Below are 17,619 nucleotides of genomic sequence, written 5' to 3'. Positions count from 1 at the left end.
CAGCCCTGGCCTGATGAGGATTAGATCCGCCCCGTCAGCGAGGCCCAAATCAGGCGCAGCTGGCGGGCGATAAGCAGCGGGTCCACCTGTTCGCGGAACGGGTCAGCGACGCTGCGCGCGCGGCGCAGGTAGACGCGCGCCAGGCTGGCATAGCCCACGGCCGGGAACACGGCTGCAGGAAGGGCTTTGGACAGGCCTGACAGCGCCTGCGCCGACGTCTCGGCTTCAGTGATCAGGCCCGCCAGCGCTGCACGCGCCGCGTCCGGCTTGCGCCCGGCCAGCCAGTCGGATTCGGTCAGGCCCGCGCCAGCGGCTTCGTCGGCGGCGAGTGGCGGACGTCCTGCGGCGCACAAGGGCGCGAAGGCGCGGATCAGGCCGGTGAGCCCCCACAGCCGCCCCGCCTCGGTCAGCGCCGCCTGCGCCGCTTCATTCAAGACAGACTCCGGCGCGGCCAGGCGCGCGGCGGCGGTCATCAGCGCACCGGCGGTGCGGTCGACATAGTCGCGCCGGTCCTGCCGGGTCGGGAACGGCCCCTGGCCCAGATCGGCGGCGCGCGCCTCGATCAGCTGGTCGAGCATGTCCGCATCCGGCGCGCCGGGCGCGCTCGTGAGCCCGGCCAGCGCCTCGTACACGTCATGGCGGCGCACTTTGGGCGGGGAGGCGTAGAGATCGCGCACGGCGTCACGCGCCCAGCTCAGCCGCATCTCGCCGATCACCGGCTCGCTGACCGCGTCGGGCACCCGCGCGATCTCATGATAGAAGGCGTACAGCGTGATCAGGCGCGCGCGCGCGTCAGCGGGCGCGAACAGCGCCGCCATCCAGCGGTCAGGATCATCGCGCTGCAGCGCCGCCTCGAAACTTCTTTCAGTCAATGCGCGTTCCTCATGTGGACCTTAGCGTGACAGGCGCCATATGGCGCACGGGGGGCGCCGCTAAAGGCGCCGATTCGACCGTAGCGACCCAAAAGGATTACCAACCATGGCCTTCACCCTCCCCGACCTGCCCTATGCCCGCGACGCGCTGGCCCCTCATATCAGCGGTGAGACGCTGGATTTCCACCACGGCAAGCACCACAAGGCCTATGTGGACAAAGCCAATGATCTGGTGAAGGGGACCGATCTGGAGAGCGCGGACCTTGAAACCGCGATCCGCGCCGCCTGGAAGGACAAGAACACCGCCCTGTTCAACAACGCCGCCCAAATCTGGAACCACACATTTTACTGGAACTCCATGTCGCCCAAGGGCGGCGGAAAGCCGTCCGGCAAGCTGGCTGAAGCCATCGACCGGGATTTCGGCTCGTTTGAAAAATTCGCCGACGCCTTTAAGACGGCCGGCGCGGGCCAGTTCGGCTCTGGCTGGGCCTGGCTGGTGGTCAAGGACGGCAAGCTGGAAGTGCGCAAGACCCCCAACGCCGAAACCCCAATCACCGAGGCTGGCGTGACGCCGCTTCTGACCATGGATGTGTGGGAGCACGCCTATTATCTCGATTTCCAGAACCGGCGTCCCGATTATATGGGCGCTTTCCTCGGGCATCTGGTGAATTGGGACTTCGCGGCGGAGAATTTCGCGAACGCCTGAGCACCAGCGTCATCAATCCGCGATTGACGAACAGACCGGCCGCGGCGAGGCTCGCTGCGGTCGTTTTGTTTTGGCTGGAGAGGGGATTTCATGAGCCGGACTGATCACGCGCCCTGGCGCATATGGATAGGCGCTGGCGCGCTGGCGGCCCTGTTGGCGCTGGGCGCATGTGGTGATCGCAGTCAACGCTCAGCTGAACCCGCGCCCGCCGCCGCGCCAGCGGAGCAATCGGCAGATACCGTTCCGTCCGCGCGCGGGCTTGATGCATCGGCAGTTGCGCGGCTCGACGAGACGCTGGCCGCGCTGGCGGCAAGCCAGGACCGGTCAGGCTATGTCGCTGTCATCGCCCGCGACGGCGTGATCCAGCATGTCAGTGAGGCGGGCTATGCCGATGTCGGGGCCGGCGCGCCCATGCGCGCCGACACGGTCGTGCGCATCGCCTCCATGAGCAAGCCGGTGACGGCGGCCGCGATCCTGATCCTGGCCGAGGACGGGGTCTTGTCGGTGACCGATCCGGTGTCGGATTACATCCCCGCCTTCGCCAATGCCCGCGTCGCCACCCAGCTGATGCATGACGAGAATTTCGAGATTCCCACCGAGCCGCTGGCGCGCCCGATCACCATCGAGGATTTGCTCACCCACACCTCGGGCGTGGGGTATATCTTCGACTACCAGACCCATCTGGGCGCGCTCTATATCGACCGCGACATCTACCGCGCCGGTGAGCAATCGCTGGAAGAACGCATCAACACGCTGGCCGGCCTGCCGCTTTACTTTCAACCGGGCGAGCGCTGGTTCTACTCCTATTCCAACGACATTCTGGGCCAGGTCATCGCCGCAGCGTCCGGTCAGAGCGTGGAAGACTTCATGCAGGCGCGCCTGTTTCAGCCCTTGGGCATGAGCGACAGCAGCTTCTTCCCGGGCGAGGTCCAGCGAGAACGCCTGGCGGCGCTCTACACCCACGACGAAGACGGGACGCTGGTCCGGGTGGCGGGCGAGCGCGATGTCGCCGTATCGGCGCCGGTTGAAGCCGGCGGCGCGGGCCTGTTTTCGACTGCCAATGATTATCTTCGCTTCGCCCAGATGCTGGCCAATGGCGGCGAGCTCGACGGCGTGCGGGTGATGAGCGCGGACAGCGTCGCCGCCATGGTCACGCCCCATGTGGGCCTGGACCGTATGGGCGAAGGCCAGCGCCGCATCGGGCTGGCGTTCGGCTATTCAGTGGGCGTGTCGGTGAACGAAGATGGCGGGCGGCGCATCGGCGATTTCGGCTGGGGCGGCTATTTCGACACGGCCTTTGTAGTGAGCCCGGCCACAGGCGTGGTCGCCGTGATCATGGCCCAGGAAGAGCCCGGCCCCGGCACACGCGACACCACCAGCGCCGGCGAGGTGTTGCAAAGCCAGCTGGCCGGTCTGATCCCGGTCGAGAGCTGAGGCGTGCGATATCGGCAAACGAAACCGGCCCCCGGATCGCCTCCGGGGGCCGTTCTTCATCCAGGGAACGCCCGAGTATCAGCCCAGCGTCTGGAAGCCCGCCATCGCCACCAGCATGGGCAGGGACAGCAGTGTATTGGTGCGCGAGAACAGCATCGCCGTGCGCGCCGCCTTCGGCTTGGCCTCGGCTTCGGCCTCCACCAGTCCCAGCGCGATTTTCTGGTTCGGCCAGATCACGAACCAGACATTGAACGCCATGATCAGAGCGAGCCACATGCCGATGCCCATGAACACAAAGCCCGGCGCAAAGCCCGCCAGCGCGCCCAGGGTCAGCGTCTCGACCAGATAACCTTTCACCAGCGCCAACAGCACGCCGGTCAGCACGGTGAAGGCCGCGCCCCAGCGGAACCAGAACAGGGCGGCGGGGGCGATATGCTTGCCGATGGCGGGCTTGAGCGCATCCGGGATGGACGGCATGGTCGGGATCTGGACAAAGTTGAAATACCAGAGCAGGCCGATCCACATCACCCCAGCGACCACGTGGGTCCAGCGCAGCAGCGCCTCGAGCACTTGCGGCTCGCCCAGTCCCACGCCTTGTCCGACGATCACGTAGATGAAGAAGAAGGCCAGCGCCAACAGCACCGAAATCAGCACCGTCGTGCGCAGATTGGTCAGCACATTCGCCATGTCGAGCCCCTTTGTCTGCTGCGAATCACGAGTGCAAGCATAAGGCGATGAGCGGTGTGTGCGCCAGCGGGGACGGAGCGGCGGTCCGGCTGGTCGGCCACGATGGTCCATTATGAGGAAAATGGCGCGAGTGACGGGGCTCGAACCCGCGACCTCCGGCGTGACAGGCCGGCGCTCTAACCAACTGAGCTACACCCGCATTGCTGCGTACCCGGCGGTGTGTCTGGCCGGGAGGCGTTGTCCTAATAGGGCGCCGGGCGCCGGTCAAGCCGGTTTAGCCGCCATCTGCACAGGCGGCGGGGGCGCCCGCCGGGGCGCCCTCGCCAGATGCGCGCCGCTGATGGCTGCGCACGCGCCGCGGCGCTAATGTAAGCCGATGACGCCACGCCTGCGCCCCCTCATCCTGACCCTCGCCATCGTGTCGCTGGCGGCCGGTTTCGCCGCCTATCTCAGCGCCTGCACGCCCGTGCGCCACCTGGTGATGACCGTAGACATGACGGCGCGCGGGCCTGCCGCATCCCCGCCTTTGCTGGCGCCGGGTTTCGGGCACGACGCTGTGACCTCGCGCGACGACTGGCAAGCGCGTCGCCCGGCCCTGCTCGCGGCGCTGGATGAGCACGTATACGGCGCTGCCCCGCCGCCCGCCCAGGCGCGCCTCGTCGCCTCGACCCTGATCGATTCGGCCGCGTATGGCGGCGCCGGACGGATTGAACGCCACGCGCTGGAATTTGACTTCGAGAACGGGCGCGCGGTCACTCAGACGCTGGCCCTGGTCCTGCCGACAAACATGCCGGGGCCTTTTCCGGTTATCCTGATCGCAAGCGATTGCGGCATCGCATCCGCGCTTGAGGCTGAGGCTTTGGGCGAACCCGACGCTTTCCGACATAGCTATTGCGAGCCGGGCGGGTTCTTGAGCCCGGTGGCCGGCCTCATTTTCGGCGAGCATGTGCTCACCCCGCCGGTCGCGGACATTCTGGCGCGCGGCTACGCGCTGGCGGTCTGGCATGAAAGCGAGACCGGGCCAGACTCAGAATCACTGCACGCCGAGGCGCTGGCGCGCCTGGGGCTTGATCCCGACACGGACGACCGGCCCGGACTGATGTCCCTTTGGGCGTGGACCATGAGCCGCGTCGCGGACCACCTCGGCGCTGATGACCGCCTGTTGCCCAATGGCCTTATCCTGTACGGCCATTCGCGGCGCGCCAAGGCGGTGCTGCTGGCCGCCGCACGCGATTCGCGATTCGCCATGGTGCTGTCGCTGCAATCGGGCACCGGCGGCGCTTCGCTGCATGGCGATGGGGTGGGCGAGCCGGCCGCGTCCATCTCGCAGAGCTATCCACACTGGTTCGCCCGGCGCTACGCGGACTATGCCCACGACGAGAACGCGCTGCCGGTGGACGCCCATCACCTGCTGGCTTTGATCGCGCCGCGCCCGGTCCTGCTGGGCGGCGCCATGCGCGACACCTGGTCGGACCCGGCGGGCGCCTTCCGCGCGGCTCAGGCTGCACGGCCCGCCTGGCGGCTCCATGAGGCGGACGAGCCCTGGCAAACGGATTTGGACACATTTGAGCCCGGCTCACGCCTAGCCACCCACATGCGCGGCGGGCTGCATGGCGTGCGCGCCAGCGACTGGCGCGCGATGCTGGATTTCGCCGACGCCCATCGCGCGCTGTTAGAGGATGGTAATCGCCAGCCTTGACAGGCTGAGCTCACTCGCCCTCCCCGGCCCGCTGCGTCATTGCGGTGATGCCGGGCGCTTCAACGGCGAGCCTCAGGGCCCATTTCGGCTCAAAGCCCAATGATGCGCTGCCCGCCGCGCGTGATCGCGCACCAGGTCCGGCGCAGTTTCGTCGCCGGCCTCCCAGGTGACCGCGACCGTGCGCCAGTCATCGGTGAACACGGCCTTTGCGCTGACCCGCCGGCGCGGATTGGTGCGCATGGGCTCGAGCGTCTCGAACACGCCGTCCGCCTCCATGGCGGCCAGCCACGCGTCGAGCCGGGCATTGGCCTCGGCCGGCAATTCTTCTGGCTGGGGCAGGTAGAGCCGCTCGGCCACGGTGGCGTGGAAATCCACCATCAGCGCAAGATCGCTTTGGGCCAGGGACAGTGCGTCCAGCAGAGCGAACACCGCCAGGACTTCCGGCTGGGTGCGCGCGCGCCAGTCACGATTGAGGTCCACCCGGTTCTCGTTGAGCCGCCAATAGCCCGCTTCCACGCCGTCCGGGTTGAGAACCGGGATGACAATCAGCCCGGACCGCAACAGCCCGGCTTCCCGCAGGCGCAAGGCTTCATCGACGAACGCGTCCAGCGCCCAGGCGCCGGGAACTTCCGGGGGGTGCTGGCGGCCGAGCACGAGCACCCATCCGTCCACGTCTGCGAGCGGCTCGAGGATCAGCGCGCGCAGGTCGCGGCCTTCGACGCTGTGACCGATCGTGCGCCACGGGCCGGGCCAGCGTCGCTCAAGAGAGGCATAGTCAGCCAGAGTGTAGGGCGGCTGCGCGGCGACTTGCAGCGGGGCCGCGCCCAGGGTGACATCCAGAACGGCCCGGCGTCCTTCATCCGCCAAAACCACCCGGTCCTCACCCAGCCGGATCCAGTGCCCGTCCCCGCTACGGATCCACGGGGCGTAGCGATGGGCGGCGGCCGCATAGATCAGTTCGACCTGATAGCGCCCCGGGGCGCCGTCCAGCGTGAAGGCGTACCAGGGGCTGGGATTGATGGGTTCGGCCTCCGGCGCGATCACCAGGCTGAAATGCGCCGCGCCGGCGTCGCCCCGGCGGCACACACTGTCCGCAGCGCTGTCATACCCGGTGACCAGCCGTACGGCGCCGGCTCCACAATCAGCACCGGCCGGCGCGATTGCCAGGCCGGCGAGCAGGCTCAGGCTGAGGGCGAAAAGCGCAAGGGATGGCTTCATGGGCGCCGGTCGCTGGCACGCGCGCTCAAGGCGGCGGCGATCACGGCGTCGGTCTGCTCTGCGGCCAGGCCGATATAGCCCGCCGGGTCCAGCAAGGCGGCGCGGGCTTCGGCAGACAGCACAGCGGTGATCGCGTCGCTCTCAGCCATGGCCTCGGACAGGCTCGCCCCGCTTTCGCGCGCGCCGTCGGCCAGGGCGCGCATCAAGGCCTCGGCCTGCTCGCGGGGCATGTGATCGGACAGGGCGAACACCACACGCTGGGACAGGATCCAGCCCTGGCTGCGATCGAGATTGGCCCGCATGCGCGCGGGGAAAACATCAAGCCGGTCAATCAGACGGCTGGCGTCGCGCAATTGCAGTTCGATTTCCATGGACAGCTCTTCCACCTGGGTTATGGGGCGGGAGGTGTTGTCGCGCTCGAAAAAATTGATCACGTCGTCGGCCACGATTTCGGCCTGGCGGGGTATGACCCGGCCACGGTGGATCAGCGCTTCGGACAGGGAGGGGTTGGACTTGTGCGGCATGGCGCTGGAGCCCACCGCCTCGGCCGGGCGGCGCTCCACCAGCTCGCCGATATCGGTGGACTGCAGAAGGAAGATCTCCTGGCCAAACCGGCTCCAGGACCGGGAAATCAGACCACACACCATTGCGTACTCGGCGATGACGTCGCGCGCGCTGTGCCAGTCATCCTCATAAGGTGCCTCAAAACCGAGATGGCCGGCCAGGCGGGTCTCCACCGCCATGGCCCGGGGCCCGAGCCCCAGATAACTGCCCACCGCGCCCTTCATGATCGCCGAGCGCTCGATACGCGCCAGCAAGTCGTGGAGCCTCTCCACGTGGCGCCGGTTCTCCCCGATCCACACGCTCATCTTCTTTCCGAAGGTAATGGGCAGGGCGTGCTGGCCCAGCGTGCGCCCGATCATGGGCGTCGCGCGGTGTTCTTCGGCCGCGGCGATTAGCTGAAGCTCAATGGTGCGAAGGTCGCCGATCAGCGCCAGCACCGCGTCGCGCAGCTGCAGCATCAGCGCGGTGTCGTAAATGTCCACCGTGGTCGCCCCGTAATGCAGGTAGGAGGCGCTCTCCTCGTCGATCGACCGGCGCAGCACATTAAGCAAGGCCACCATGCGATGGCGCACGACAGCATTTTCCGCCTCGATCTCGGCCAGCGGGATGTTCCCGGGCACGGCGGCGCGGACGATGGCCTCCGCCGCGACCTGCGGGATCACGCCCTCCTCGGCCTGGGCGCGGGCCAGCGCCGCCTCCACGAGAAGCACCCGTGCATTCAGCTGGTCAGCCGAGAAGATCGCCGCGATCTCAAGTGTGGAGAGCGGGCGCGGGGCGTCCTGGGCGGCGGCAGGCGCGCTCAGCCCTGGCAGGAGCAGCGCAGCGGCGGCCGCTGCGGTGAGGGTGCGCAGGACGGTGATCATGCCGGTCCCTTAAGGCCATAAAGGATCAGGTGGAGGTAATCATTGCTCGCAGAGCGCGGATCTTCGGCCAGGCTCCAGCCGGAAATCCGGGTCGCAGCGGCCAGGGTGTAACCGCCGTTCAGGAAAACGGCGCCGGCCAGAATCTCCTCGATCAGCCCTGTGTCGAGGGCGCGAATCTCCCCGGTTTCCACACCCTCGGCCAACGCATCGCCCAGGCGCAGGGCGATGTTGCGCATGCGGCTCTGGTAGCGCCGCCGCCGCGGCGGCGGCAGCACAGCGGCCATGCCTGGCCGGATCAGCGGCTCCACCCCGGCGGCCTGGCGGTAGACCAGCTCCACCAGGACGCTGCGCACCCGGCCCAGCGCCGACAATTCGGCGGCCTCGGCCAGGCTCAGGGCGCGCTCCACGATGTGCAGCGAGCGGTCAAGGCACTGGTCCAGGAACTGCTCCTTGTCCTGGATATGATAATAGAACGCCCCTCTCGACACACCCAGCGCCGACGCGACCTCAGCCAGAGATGCGCCGCCAAAGCCCTTCTGATTGAACAGGCGCGAGCCGGCCTTGAGAAAAGCCTCGCGCTTCATCCGGTTGCGCGCGTCGCGGTCGAAGATCGCCAGGGTCTCATCGCTGGTCAGATCAAGTGGCGCAGCCGCACCGGCGGCGGCGGCGCCGGCGGCAGTGAGCCCATGGTCAAGCAAATCGGCCAGAGCCGTGCCAGCCGCGCTGATATCACCGCCCTTGCCCGCGCCGCCCTGACGTTCGGCCAGCCAGTCCAGCAGCTCCAGAATCAGTACGGTCACAGGCTCAGGCCGACGCACAGGAGCGCGCGCATGGCCGATCCAGTCGGTGACCAGCGCGTTGATCAGCGCCACCGCCTCGGACATGCGCCCGGCGATCTGGTCGCGCACGCCGTCGGGCAGAGCCTCGAGGTCGCGCAACGCGGCCAGATGCGCTCGCCGCCCGCGGGCGGCCTCTCCAAGCTGGGCGGCATAGGCTGAGACCAGCGCCTGTATGCGGTCGGCCGGATCGCCCGGCGCGGCGCGCGCGGAGTTGACAGCGTCATGCAGAAACTCGGCGGCGGCGCGGAACACCGCCTCGGCGAGGTCTTCCTTGCTGGCGAAATAATAGGAGATGCTGGTCTTGGTCAGGCCCAGATCCGCGGCCACATCCTCCAACCGGGTGTGGGCGAAGCCCTGCTCGTTGAAGCGCTGTGCAGCCGCGGACACGATCGCGTCGAGTTTCCGCCTCCGCTCCTGCTTGCGGGAGAAGGGCGAGCTATGGTCGGGAAATTCCGGCCGGAGAACCGACATGTCGGGCAACGCTCCCTTGCGATCTGGCGCCGATGCGCCCCTTACGACGTGGCCGGAATGACACAAAAAGGCAACCCCTGCCGCTTTAAATTTGAACCGTGTGTATATTTTTCGTTGACACTGTTCAGTCGCATTGCTCTCTTCCGCAAAACACATAACCGGGAGGAAGTCATGTCGGTTCGGGGAATTTTGAAATCGGGTGCGGCGCTCGGGGTGCTTGCGCTGTGTGGAACAGCGCTGGCGCAGGAGCCTGTGACAACGCCACAGCCTCAGCCTCAACCGCCTGCTGCGCGCCAGGCCAATGACGTAGTCGTCGTCACCGGCACCAATATCCGGGGTGCGCGCATCAATGAGGCGCTGCCGGTCACCATCCTGACCGAAGCCGACATCGCCGCCATCGGCGGGGTTGACGGCGAAGACCTGATCCGATCGCTGCCATCCCAGGGCAGCGTTCAGTTCCGCAACGACAACAACACGACCAACAACAACGCGCGCGGCGACATCGCCTCCATTAACCTGCGCTCCATCGGGTCCAGCGGCACTCTTGTGCTGCTCAACGGACGCCGGGTGGTCAATCGCCCGTCGACGCAGGCCGAATTGTCCACCCCGGTCACCACGGTGAACGTGAACGCATTGCCGGTATCGGGCATCTCGCGCGTGGAAGTGCTCAATGACGGCGCGTCAGCCATCTATGGCAGCGACGCGGTGGCGGGTGTTTTCAACACCATTCTCACGGACAACTTCACAGGATTTAATGTTCAGGGCCGCCATCTCTGGGCGACCGGCAACGGACTCAACGAACAGAGCCTGACCGTACGCGCGGGCGAGGATTTCAATGGCGGACGCACAAATGTGTCCTTCTCCGCCCAGTATTCGCGCCGCGAAGGCCTGTTCGCGAACGAAATCCCGGTGGCCTCGAGCGAGGACCGGCGTCCCTTCCTGATCGGCACCAGCTTTGAAGGCGACTTGTCCTTTGACAATCGCGCCACCCAGACCCCCTGGGGTCAGTGGACGCTGAGAACCACCACATCAACTCGCGTACGGCAGAACGGTCAAATCCTGACGACGCCATCGGGGGTCTTCCACTTTCAGCCGGATACCTTCGCGGGTTGCCGCGCAGACAGCCTGTCTACCGCGGGACTATGCATCGATGACAGCTCCCAGGATCGCAATCTGCGCTATGACGGGGCAACCGAGCGCTCGATCATTTCCGACCGCGACCGGTTCAACGCCTTCGCCTTCGTGAACCATGATCTCGATAATGGCATGGAGCTGTATGGTGAGTTCGGCTTCTACAGGGCTGAGACCCGTTCCACCAACGAGCCGCGCAATGGTATCGGCGCGACCAACATCTCGGTTCCGGCGCAGTATTACTATAACCCGTTCGGTCCGGTGACGTTCTCTGACGGTCGGCCGAACCCCAACCGCCTGTCGGGGCTGAGCAATGTGCCAGCCGGCGGCTTGCCGGTCTTCACCGACGCTGGCCGCTACCGCTTCGTCGATGTGGGCTTCCGCGACATCGTCGTGGTCAACTCCCAGTTCCGGGCCCTGGGCGGGGCGCGCGGCACGTTCGGCCAGTCCGGCTGGGACTGGGATTCGGCAGTGCTTTACAACCGGTCCCACGCCGAGGACACGGAGAACAACTCGATCTCGCGCACCCTGCTCCAGCGTGAGCTCATGAAGGAAACCCCGGACGTCTACAACCTGTTCAACGGGGGCGATCCGGCTAACCCGTCAGTGGGCGACGCCACGGCGAACCCGCGCAGTCTGATCGAACCTTTCCTGGTGGACGTGGTGCGCGACAGCACCGCCGAGCTGGCGCTGGCCGACTTCCGGGTCACCAATGGCGCGCTGTTTAATGTGCCTGGCGGATCGGTCGGCTTCGCCGCCGGCGTGGAGGCGCGATACGAGGCCTATGACGAGGACCGCGACGCGCGCGTGGACGGCACCATCACCTTCACCGACGCGGTGACGGGCGAATTCAGCGAAACCGATATCTACGGCACCAGCCCGACGCCGGACTCCAGCGGTTCGCGCGAGGTGCTGGCGGCGTTCGCCGAAGCCTCGATCCCGCTGGTCAGCCCGGACATGAACGTCCCGCTGGTGGATACGTTCGATATCCAGATCGCCGCGCGCTACGAGGAGTATTCCGACTTTGGCGGCAGCGGGATCAAGCCGCGTATCGCGGCGGCCTGGGTTCCGTTTGCGGGCCTGAAATTCCGCGGCGCCTACTCTGAAGGTTTCCGCGCGCCCAACCTGATTGTCATCAATGAAGGCGTGGACCGGTCCAACGCCCGCGAGGACAGCTATGCCTGCGAAGCGGGCGTGCGCAACGGCACCTTCGCCAATTTTGGCGCCTGCACCGGCTTCAGTGAAGGGCGGATTGAGCGCCGCGCAGTGGCCGACGATATCGGTCCGGAGGATGCGACCAACATCACCTATGGCGTTGTGTTCGAGCCGAGCGGCATCCAGGGGCCGCTGAGCTTCCTCAACGGACTGACCGTCACCGTGGATCGCTGGGAGATCCAGCGTCAGAACGTGGTCGGCGTGTTCGGCGCCGAGAACCATATCAGTCTGGACTATCTGCTGCGCCTGCAGGGCAGTTCCAACCCCAACGTGGTGCGCGCGGCGCCGAACGCAGACCAGATCGCCTACTTCGCCGCCGCCGGTCTTGATCCGGCCGGGGACATCCTGTTCATCCAGGACACCTACGACAACAACGAGAATATCGACGTCGAAGGGTGGGATTTCGGGGTCTACTATAACATTGACGACACCCCGATCGGCGATTTCAACATCAAGGTGAACGCGTCTTACCTGGACACCTACTTCATCGCCCTGTCTCCGGGCGCCCAGCAAATCCGCGACGCGGTGGACAGCGGGCTGATCTCAAACGAGATCACGGTATCCCAGGAAGGCGAGATCATCCGTCAGGATGGCCAGCCAGAATGGCGCATCTCCGGCGGGGTGACCTGGCGCCATGACAGCGGTTTCGGGGCGGGTGTGCGCGCCGATTATACCAGCGACTTCATCGACACCGGCGCTGGTCTGAACCCGGCCGGGGAGCCGTTCATCGTGGAGTCCTGGACCCAGACCAATGCCTACCTCCAGTATGATGTGGACAGCCCGGGTCCGCTCGACGGCCTCCGGGTGCGAGTGGGCGCCAACAACATCTTCGATGTGGACCCGCCCCTGGCCGACGAGACCAACGGCTATGACGCGGCCTATCACAGCGTTCGCGGACGTCAGATCTACTTCGACCTGCGCATGCAGTTCTGATCGAGCGAGATCAGGGGCGCCGTCTGTTTCAGACGGCGCCCCGATTGCGCCATGCGTGCTGCCCTCACACTCATCCTGACCGTGTTCGCAGTGCTGACTGGGCCAGCCTCTGGCCAGGCATTGCGCACGGGCAGCTTCATGTTTTCCGATTGGCCGGGACCGCCGCTGCGCGTGTTCTTCGCTGAGCCGGCAGCCGAAGCGATGGCCGGCGCGCCCGTGGTGATCGTGCTGCACGGCGTGGACCGCAACGCCGATGACTATGCCCGCAACTGGGAAGCGCTGGCGGCTGTCTACGGGCTCAGGGTCTACGCCCCGGAATTCACCGCCGAGGCCTTTCCCGGCGCGGCGATGTACAATCTGGGCGGTCTGGGCACCGACGGACCTTTCGCCTACGCCGCCTTTGAGCCCTTGTTCGACGCGATCGCCGCGCGCGGCGGCGATGTAGCCGGTTATCATCTGTTCGGTCATTCAGCCGGCGCACAGGTGGCGCACCGCGCGATGCTGCTCGAGCCTCTGCCGCGCCTCATCACCGCCTACGCCGCCAATGCCGGCTGGTATACCCTGCCCCATGACGGCGCCGCCTGGCCCTATGGCCTGGGCGGGACCGGCATTGCGCAGGCGGCGGTGCGCAACTGGCTGGAGGCGCCGCTGATGATTCTGCTGGGCGATCAGGACACCGATCCGCGCCACCGTCACCTGCGGCGTACGCCCGAGGCCACCGCCCAAGGGCCTCACCGGTATGCGAGGGGCGCCTATTTCGCCGCCGTGGGCCGGGCGCAGGCTGAGGCGCTGGGGGCGGACTTCAACTGGAAGGTCGGGTCTGTGCCAGGCATCGCCCACGACAATGCCGGCATGGCGCAGGCGGCCGCCGCCATCATCGCACGCTATCCCGGCGGCTTCGCCGCGCAGACCGAATAATCGAGATCAGGACACGCCATGACCGCATCTGAACCTGCCAGCGGGCCTGCCCTGTATCAGCGCATCGGCCTTGTTTTGGGGCCTCTAGCGGCTGTGCTCATGGCCACCACCTTCGCCCCGGAAGGGCTGCCGCGAGAGGCTACGCTGGTCGCGGCCATCGGCGTGCTGATGGCGATCTGGTGGGCGACCGAGGCCATCCCCGTCGCGATCACCGCCTTCCTGCCCCTGGTGGCTCTGCCCATTCTGGACGTGGCGCCGCTGAGCAGTATGGCCGCGCCCTACGCCAATCCGATCATTTACTTGTTCTTTGGCGGCTTCGTGATCGCCCTGGCTATCGAGCGCTGCGGCCTCCACCGGCGCATCGCGCTGAGCGTGTTCGCCCTGTCCGGCGCCGATGCGCGCGGCCTGGTCGCCGGGTTCATGATCGCCGCAGCATTCGTGAGCATGTGGATCTCCAACACCTCCACGACGCTGATGCTCCTGCCCATCGCGGTTTCGGTGGTCACGGTGATCGCCGAAACCATGCCGACGCTTTCCTTGCGCCAGCGCAACAATTTCGGGATCTCTCTGCTGCTGGGCCTGGCCTATGGCGCGACGCTGGGCGGGATGGCCACGCTGGTGGGTACGCCGCCCAACGCCTTCATGGCCGGCTTCATGGTCGACAACTATGGCGTGGAGATCGATTTTGCGCGCTGGATGCTGGTGGGCCTGCCGGTCACGCTGGTGCTGCTGCCGCTGGCCTGGCTGCTGATGACCCGGATCATGTTCCCGATCGACTTCAAGGCTTCGTCCGAGACGCTGCGCTACATCAAGTCCATGCGCACGAGCCTGGGCGCCATGAGCAAGGCCGAGGTGCGAACCGCCGGCCTGTTCCTTTTTCTGGTCGCCGGCTGGCTCGGGCGCGGCTGGCTGGAAGGTCTGCCCTTCGTGGGCGAACTCAGCGACACCGGCGTGGCGATGATTGCCGCAATGGCGGCCTTCCTCATCCCGTCAGGCAAGAAGGGCGAGGCGCTGATGACCTGGGACACCATGTCCCGCCTGCCTTGGGGCGTGCTGATCCTGTTCGGCGGCGGCCTCGCCCTGGCCGCGGCGGTGAGCGGCTCGGGCCTCGCCTTGTGGCTGGGCCAGCAGCTATCGGGAATCGGGACCGTCAATGCCGTGCTGCTGGTGGTCGCGGCCACGGCGCTGGTGATCTTCCTGACCGAGCTGACCAGCAATCTGGCCACCACCGCCACCTTCCTGCCAGTGATCGCGGCCATCGGGGTGGAGACCGGACAGGACCCGCTCATCTATGTCATCCCCGTCACCCTGGCGGCGAGCTGCGCCTTCATGCTGCCGGTGGCCACGCCGCCCAACGCGGTCGTGTTCAGCTCCGGGCTCGTGGCGATCCCGACCATGGCCCGGGTGGGCCTGGTGCTGAACATCATCGCCGTGGCCGTGCTCAGTGTCGTAGCGCTGGTGATCGCCCCGGCGGTGTTCTGAGCGGCAGCGGATGCCAGCGCACAAAAGGCCCTGCGTCGTGTTTTGACGATCAGGCTGAATGGATTTTATTGGTGGGCGGTGACGGGCTCGAACCGCCGACCCTCTCGGTGTAAACTATTTTATCCCCCCTTTCAGTGCCTATCAGACCCGAACGCCAGAGCGCTCGCAAACGCCTGTCTAGACACATATTTCGGGCTTGTGATAGCTTCCGATATATCGAAGCAAAACGACGCCTATTACCCCGCCGATTTACCCCTAGAGCCTCCGGGTAACAGAGCCTCGTGAATCGAAAGGTGCTCCGCGTGAAGCGTTTCACAGACCTGACTGTGCGAAACTTGGCTCCAGACCCGTCAAAGCGGCTGGAGATACCAGACCCAGGACAGAGCGCGCTTTATTTGATCGTTCAGCCGAGCGGGCGGAAAAGCTGGGCAGTACGATACCGCCAGAATGATCGCAGCCGGAAGCTGACCCTTGGCCGGTTTCCTGATCTGGGCTTGGCAGAGGCCCGCGAGATGACCGTGAAGGCGCTGGAGCGGATCGAGCGCGGCGCAGACCCGGCACAAGAGAAAGCGCAGCGCAGGCGCGAGACCGGCGCAGCCGGACACAAACGCGGGGACACGGTGAGCGCCCTTGTGGCGGAGTATCTGAAGCTCCGACCTCGCCAAAAGGCCATCCGCTCAATCGGAGAGGTGAAGCGGATATTCGACGTGTATGTGTTGCCGGTGATCGGATCGCGCCCGGTGGCCAAGCTGACAAAGCGGGACGTGCTGGACGTGCTGGACATTCTCGCTGACCGCCCGGCGATGGCGAACCGGACGTTTGAGGCCCTGCGCGCTCTTTTGAACTGGGCTATTCAACGCGACTGGATCGCCGCCTCCCCGATGGCTGGAATGGAAAAGCCCTTTGAAAGCAAGAGCCGTGATCGCGTCCTGTCCGCCGATGAAGTCCGGTGGTTCTGGCAGGCAACCGGGGCGATGGGATACCCGTTTGGCGATGCGCTGCGCGTGTGCCTCTTAACCGGCCAGCGCGTGGGCGAGGTGACCGGCATGACCCGGCGCGAGATTGATGGCGACACATGGGTGATACCGCCAGAGCGCGCCAAGAATGGCGAGGCGCACGCAATCCCTCTGGCGCCAGCCGTGGCGGCGATAATCGAGGCCGCACCCGTGATCGGGGATCGCGCCCTCGTTTTCACCACGACCGGCGACACGCCTATATCGGGCCGCTCGAAGGCCAAGGCCCGGCTTGACCGGCTCATGGCAGAGGCGGCGGCAAAGGAACGCGGCTCGCCGGTGGAGATTGCGCCCTTCCGCATTCACGATTTGCGCCGCACCGCCGCTTCCGGGATGGCTGAAATTCGCATCCCGCCTCACTTTATCGAGGCCGTCCTGAATCACCGGACGGGGATCATTAAGGGAATTGCGCGCGTCTATAATCGCTTTGATTATGCGACAGAAAAGCGCGAGGCGCTGGAGGCTTGGGAGCGCCGGGTGGGCGCCATCGTGAGCGGCGAGGCCCCGGCCAATGTGATCGAGCTGGAGGCGCGGCGATGACAGAAAAGACTGACACGCCGGACCTTCACGCGCTCATGGAAACCGCCTTGCGCGAGCAGTGGCAGAACGGTGACGGCAAGGCGCTACTGTATGCGGTGCGCGATGCGCTCGCGTGGAATCGCCCGGTTCCGGACTGGGCGCGAGAGGCGTTTATCACGTCAGTTGATGACGTGGTGCAAGAGCGTGTTCGCTCATGGGATCAGGCGTTCGGCGCGCCGTTTGAGAAAGGAAAGCACCTAAAAGAGGGGCGGACCCATGATGAAATAGCCTGCTACCTGACAGGCCAGCGCATCCTTTCAGAAGACAAAAAAATGAAAACAGACAAAGGTTTGTTCGAGGCTATTGCGGAATTTCTTAATGTGAGTCCTTCCTATGCCGAGAGGCGATATTATGATGGTAAGCGGCGACTAGAGCCTTATCTCAATATATAGTCTCCGCAGAAATCTCAAAATCGTGCGGATTACATCAAGCTAACGCTGCGTCACTGTGTATCCCGTGTTCAACATGGAGCGACACAATGACACTCTCTGATACCGAAAACGACCGCCTGATCACCGCCAATCCAGTCAAGGAATTGCTTGGCGGGAAAAGCGATATGACAATATGGCGGATGCTCGCTGATCCTGAGCTGGACTTTCCGAAGCCAATCTACATCGGCAAACGCCGACATTGGTGGCTGTCAGAAATATTGGCATGGATTGAACGGCAGCGTAACAGCGCTTGATTGGCCACGCTCGGCGCGAAGGGGCGGCCATGACAGCACACCCATTCCCCCAGGCTGACCGTGCGGCGCTGATTCATGCGCTCGTGTGCGCGGACATTCCGCCGCTGGCGGCGCGTGTCGGCGTGCTGATGGCCCTTCACGCAAACGCTGAAACCGGTGCGACATATCCGGGTGCGGATCGCCTCGCCTCACAGCTGGGCAGTAACGAGCGGACGGTGCGGCGGATGATCCGCCAGCATATCGAAGGCGCGTTCTTTATCGCTGATCGCGGTTCATCCGGCGGGCGCAGCCGGAAAACCATCTTCTATCC

At 65.7% G+C, this 17,619-nt stretch carries 14 protein-coding genes and 1 tRNA gene; 9 read left to right on the top strand and 6 right to left on the bottom strand.

The window, feature by feature from the left end:
* Window positions 1-20: 20 nt before the first annotated feature.
* Complete coding sequence (locus tag L2D01_06645; protein ID WBQ11453.1) at window positions 21-872, bottom strand: squalene/phytoene synthase family protein; 852 nt, start codon at window positions 870-872, stop codon at window positions 21-23.
* Window positions 873-978: 106 nt separating this feature from the next.
* On the opposite strand from L2D01_06645, the gene L2D01_06640 reads away from it, so the two are divergent.
* Both L2D01_06640 and L2D01_06635 read left to right on the top strand, forming a co-directional pair.
* Window positions 979-1,578: a superoxide dismutase gene (locus tag L2D01_06640; protein ID WBQ11452.1), complete on the top strand. Its 600-nt coding sequence runs from the start codon at window positions 979-981 to the stop codon at window positions 1,576-1,578.
* A gap of 90 nt (window positions 1,579-1,668) precedes the next feature.
* Window positions 1,669-3,012 (top strand): beta-lactamase family protein, encoded by a 1,344-nt coding sequence (locus tag L2D01_06635; GenBank protein ID WBQ11451.1) that lies wholly within the window; start codon window positions 1,669-1,671, stop codon window positions 3,010-3,012.
* Between the two features lie 78 nt (window positions 3,013-3,090).
* On the opposite strand, the gene L2D01_06630 is transcribed toward L2D01_06635, so the two are convergent.
* Window positions 3,091-3,699, bottom strand: coding sequence for a urate hydroxylase PuuD (locus L2D01_06630; protein ID WBQ11450.1), 609 nt, complete (start codon window positions 3,697-3,699; stop codon window positions 3,091-3,093).
* 122 nt (window positions 3,700-3,821) lie between these two features.
* A tRNA-Asp gene (locus tag L2D01_06625) sits at window positions 3,822-3,898 on the bottom strand.
* Window positions 3,899-4,075: 177 nt separating this feature from the next.
* Here L2D01_06625 and L2D01_06620 point away from each other — a divergent pair.
* The gene (locus L2D01_06620) at window positions 4,076-5,398 is read left to right on the top strand and encodes a hypothetical protein (GenBank protein WBQ11449.1); all 1,323 of its coding nucleotides are present in this window, start codon (window positions 4,076-4,078) and stop codon (window positions 5,396-5,398) included.
* Window positions 5,399-5,470: 72 nt separating this feature from the next.
* Here the strand turns inward: L2D01_06620 and L2D01_06615 are convergent, their stop codons facing one another.
* Genes L2D01_06615 through L2D01_06605 form a run of 3 tightly spaced genes read right to left on the bottom strand, consistent with a single transcriptional unit; the run spans window position 5,471 to window position 9,353 of the window.
* Window positions 5,471-6,616, bottom strand: coding sequence for a succinylglutamate desuccinylase/aspartoacylase family protein (locus L2D01_06615; protein WBQ11448.1), 1,146 nt, complete (start codon window positions 6,614-6,616; stop codon window positions 5,471-5,473).
* Window positions 6,613-8,043 carry a hypothetical protein gene (locus L2D01_06610; GenBank protein WBQ11447.1) on the bottom strand — a complete coding sequence of 477 codons (1,431 nt, stop codon included), beginning with the start codon at window positions 8,041-8,043 and terminating at the stop codon, window positions 6,613-6,615. Before L2D01_06610 ends, L2D01_06615 begins: the two co-directional genes overlap by 4 nt.
* Complete coding sequence (locus tag L2D01_06605; GenBank protein ID WBQ11446.1) at window positions 8,040-9,353, bottom strand: TetR/AcrR family transcriptional regulator; 1,314 nt, start codon at window positions 9,351-9,353, stop codon at window positions 8,040-8,042. Before L2D01_06605 ends, L2D01_06610 begins: the two co-directional genes overlap by 4 nt.
* 171 nt (window positions 9,354-9,524) lie before the next feature.
* Between L2D01_06605 and L2D01_06600 the strand changes: the two genes are divergently transcribed.
* From L2D01_06600 to L2D01_06575, 6 genes are all read left to right on the top strand, one after another.
* Window positions 9,525-12,632: a TonB-dependent receptor gene (locus L2D01_06600; GenBank protein WBQ11445.1), complete on the top strand. Its 3,108-nt coding sequence runs from the start codon at window positions 9,525-9,527 to the stop codon at window positions 12,630-12,632.
* Window positions 12,633-12,683: 51 nt separating this feature from the next.
* Complete coding sequence (locus L2D01_06595) at window positions 12,684-13,550, top strand: hypothetical protein (protein WBQ11444.1); 867 nt, start codon at window positions 12,684-12,686, stop codon at window positions 13,548-13,550.
* Window positions 13,551-13,568: 18 nt separating this feature from the next.
* Entirely contained in the window at window positions 13,569-15,032 is a 1,464-nt protein-coding gene (locus tag L2D01_06590; GenBank protein WBQ11443.1) for a DASS family sodium-coupled anion symporter, read from the top strand.
* A 326-nt stretch (window positions 15,033-15,358) separates the two neighbouring features.
* Window positions 15,359-16,585 (top strand): site-specific integrase, encoded by a 1,227-nt coding sequence (locus tag L2D01_06585; protein ID WBQ11624.1) that lies wholly within the window; start codon window positions 15,359-15,361, stop codon window positions 16,583-16,585.
* Window positions 16,582-17,016, top strand: a complete 435-nt coding sequence (locus L2D01_06580) for a hypothetical protein (GenBank protein ID WBQ11442.1) — start codon at window positions 16,582-16,584, stop codon at window positions 17,014-17,016. The genes L2D01_06585 and L2D01_06580 overlap by 4 nt, the downstream gene beginning before the upstream one ends.
* A gap of 86 nt (window positions 17,017-17,102) precedes the next feature.
* Window positions 17,103-17,309, top strand: coding sequence for an AlpA family phage regulatory protein (locus L2D01_06575; protein WBQ11441.1), 207 nt, complete (start codon window positions 17,103-17,105; stop codon window positions 17,307-17,309).
* The last annotated feature ends 310 nt before the right edge of the window (window positions 17,310-17,619 follow it).

The sequence above is a fragment of the Hyphomonadaceae bacterium ML37 genome (genome assembly GCA_027627685.1).
In the GTDB taxonomy this organism is placed as follows: Bacteria; Pseudomonadota; Alphaproteobacteria; order Caulobacterales; family Maricaulaceae; genus Oceanicaulis.
This window is presented reverse-complemented; position numbering and strand designations above follow the sequence as displayed.

What these genes read in the sequence shown, in the direction of transcription:
- L2D01_06640 (WBQ11452.1), top strand. Translation starts at nt 979, where the DNA reads ATGGCCTTCACCCTCCCCGACCTGCCCTATGCCCGCGACGCGCTGGCC.
- L2D01_06610 (WBQ11447.1), bottom strand. Translation starts at nt 8,043, where the DNA reads ATGATCACCGTCCTGCGCACCCTCACCGCAGCGGCCGCCGCTGCGCTG.
- L2D01_06605 (WBQ11446.1), bottom strand. Translation starts at nt 9,353, where the DNA reads ATGTCGGTTCTCCGGCCGGAATTTCCCGACCATAGCTCGCCCTTCTCC.
- L2D01_06590 (WBQ11443.1), top strand. Translation starts at nt 13,569, where the DNA reads ATGACCGCATCTGAACCTGCCAGCGGGCCTGCCCTGTATCAGCGCATC.
- L2D01_06630 (WBQ11450.1), bottom strand. Translation starts at nt 3,699, where the DNA reads ATGGCGAATGTGCTGACCAATCTGCGCACGACGGTGCTGATTTCGGTG.
- L2D01_06580 (WBQ11442.1), top strand. Translation starts at nt 16,582, where the DNA reads ATGACAGAAAAGACTGACACGCCGGACCTTCACGCGCTCATGGAAACC.
- L2D01_06635 (WBQ11451.1), top strand. Translation starts at nt 1,669, where the DNA reads ATGAGCCGGACTGATCACGCGCCCTGGCGCATATGGATAGGCGCTGGC.
- L2D01_06600 (WBQ11445.1), top strand. Translation starts at nt 9,525, where the DNA reads ATGTCGGTTCGGGGAATTTTGAAATCGGGTGCGGCGCTCGGGGTGCTT.
- L2D01_06615 (WBQ11448.1), bottom strand. Translation starts at nt 6,616, where the DNA reads ATGAAGCCATCCCTTGCGCTTTTCGCCCTCAGCCTGAGCCTGCTCGCC.
- L2D01_06575 (WBQ11441.1), top strand. Translation starts at nt 17,103, where the DNA reads ATGACACTCTCTGATACCGAAAACGACCGCCTGATCACCGCCAATCCA.
- L2D01_06620 (WBQ11449.1), top strand. Translation starts at nt 4,076, where the DNA reads ATGACGCCACGCCTGCGCCCCCTCATCCTGACCCTCGCCATCGTGTCG.
- L2D01_06595 (WBQ11444.1), top strand. Translation starts at nt 12,684, where the DNA reads ATGCGTGCTGCCCTCACACTCATCCTGACCGTGTTCGCAGTGCTGACT.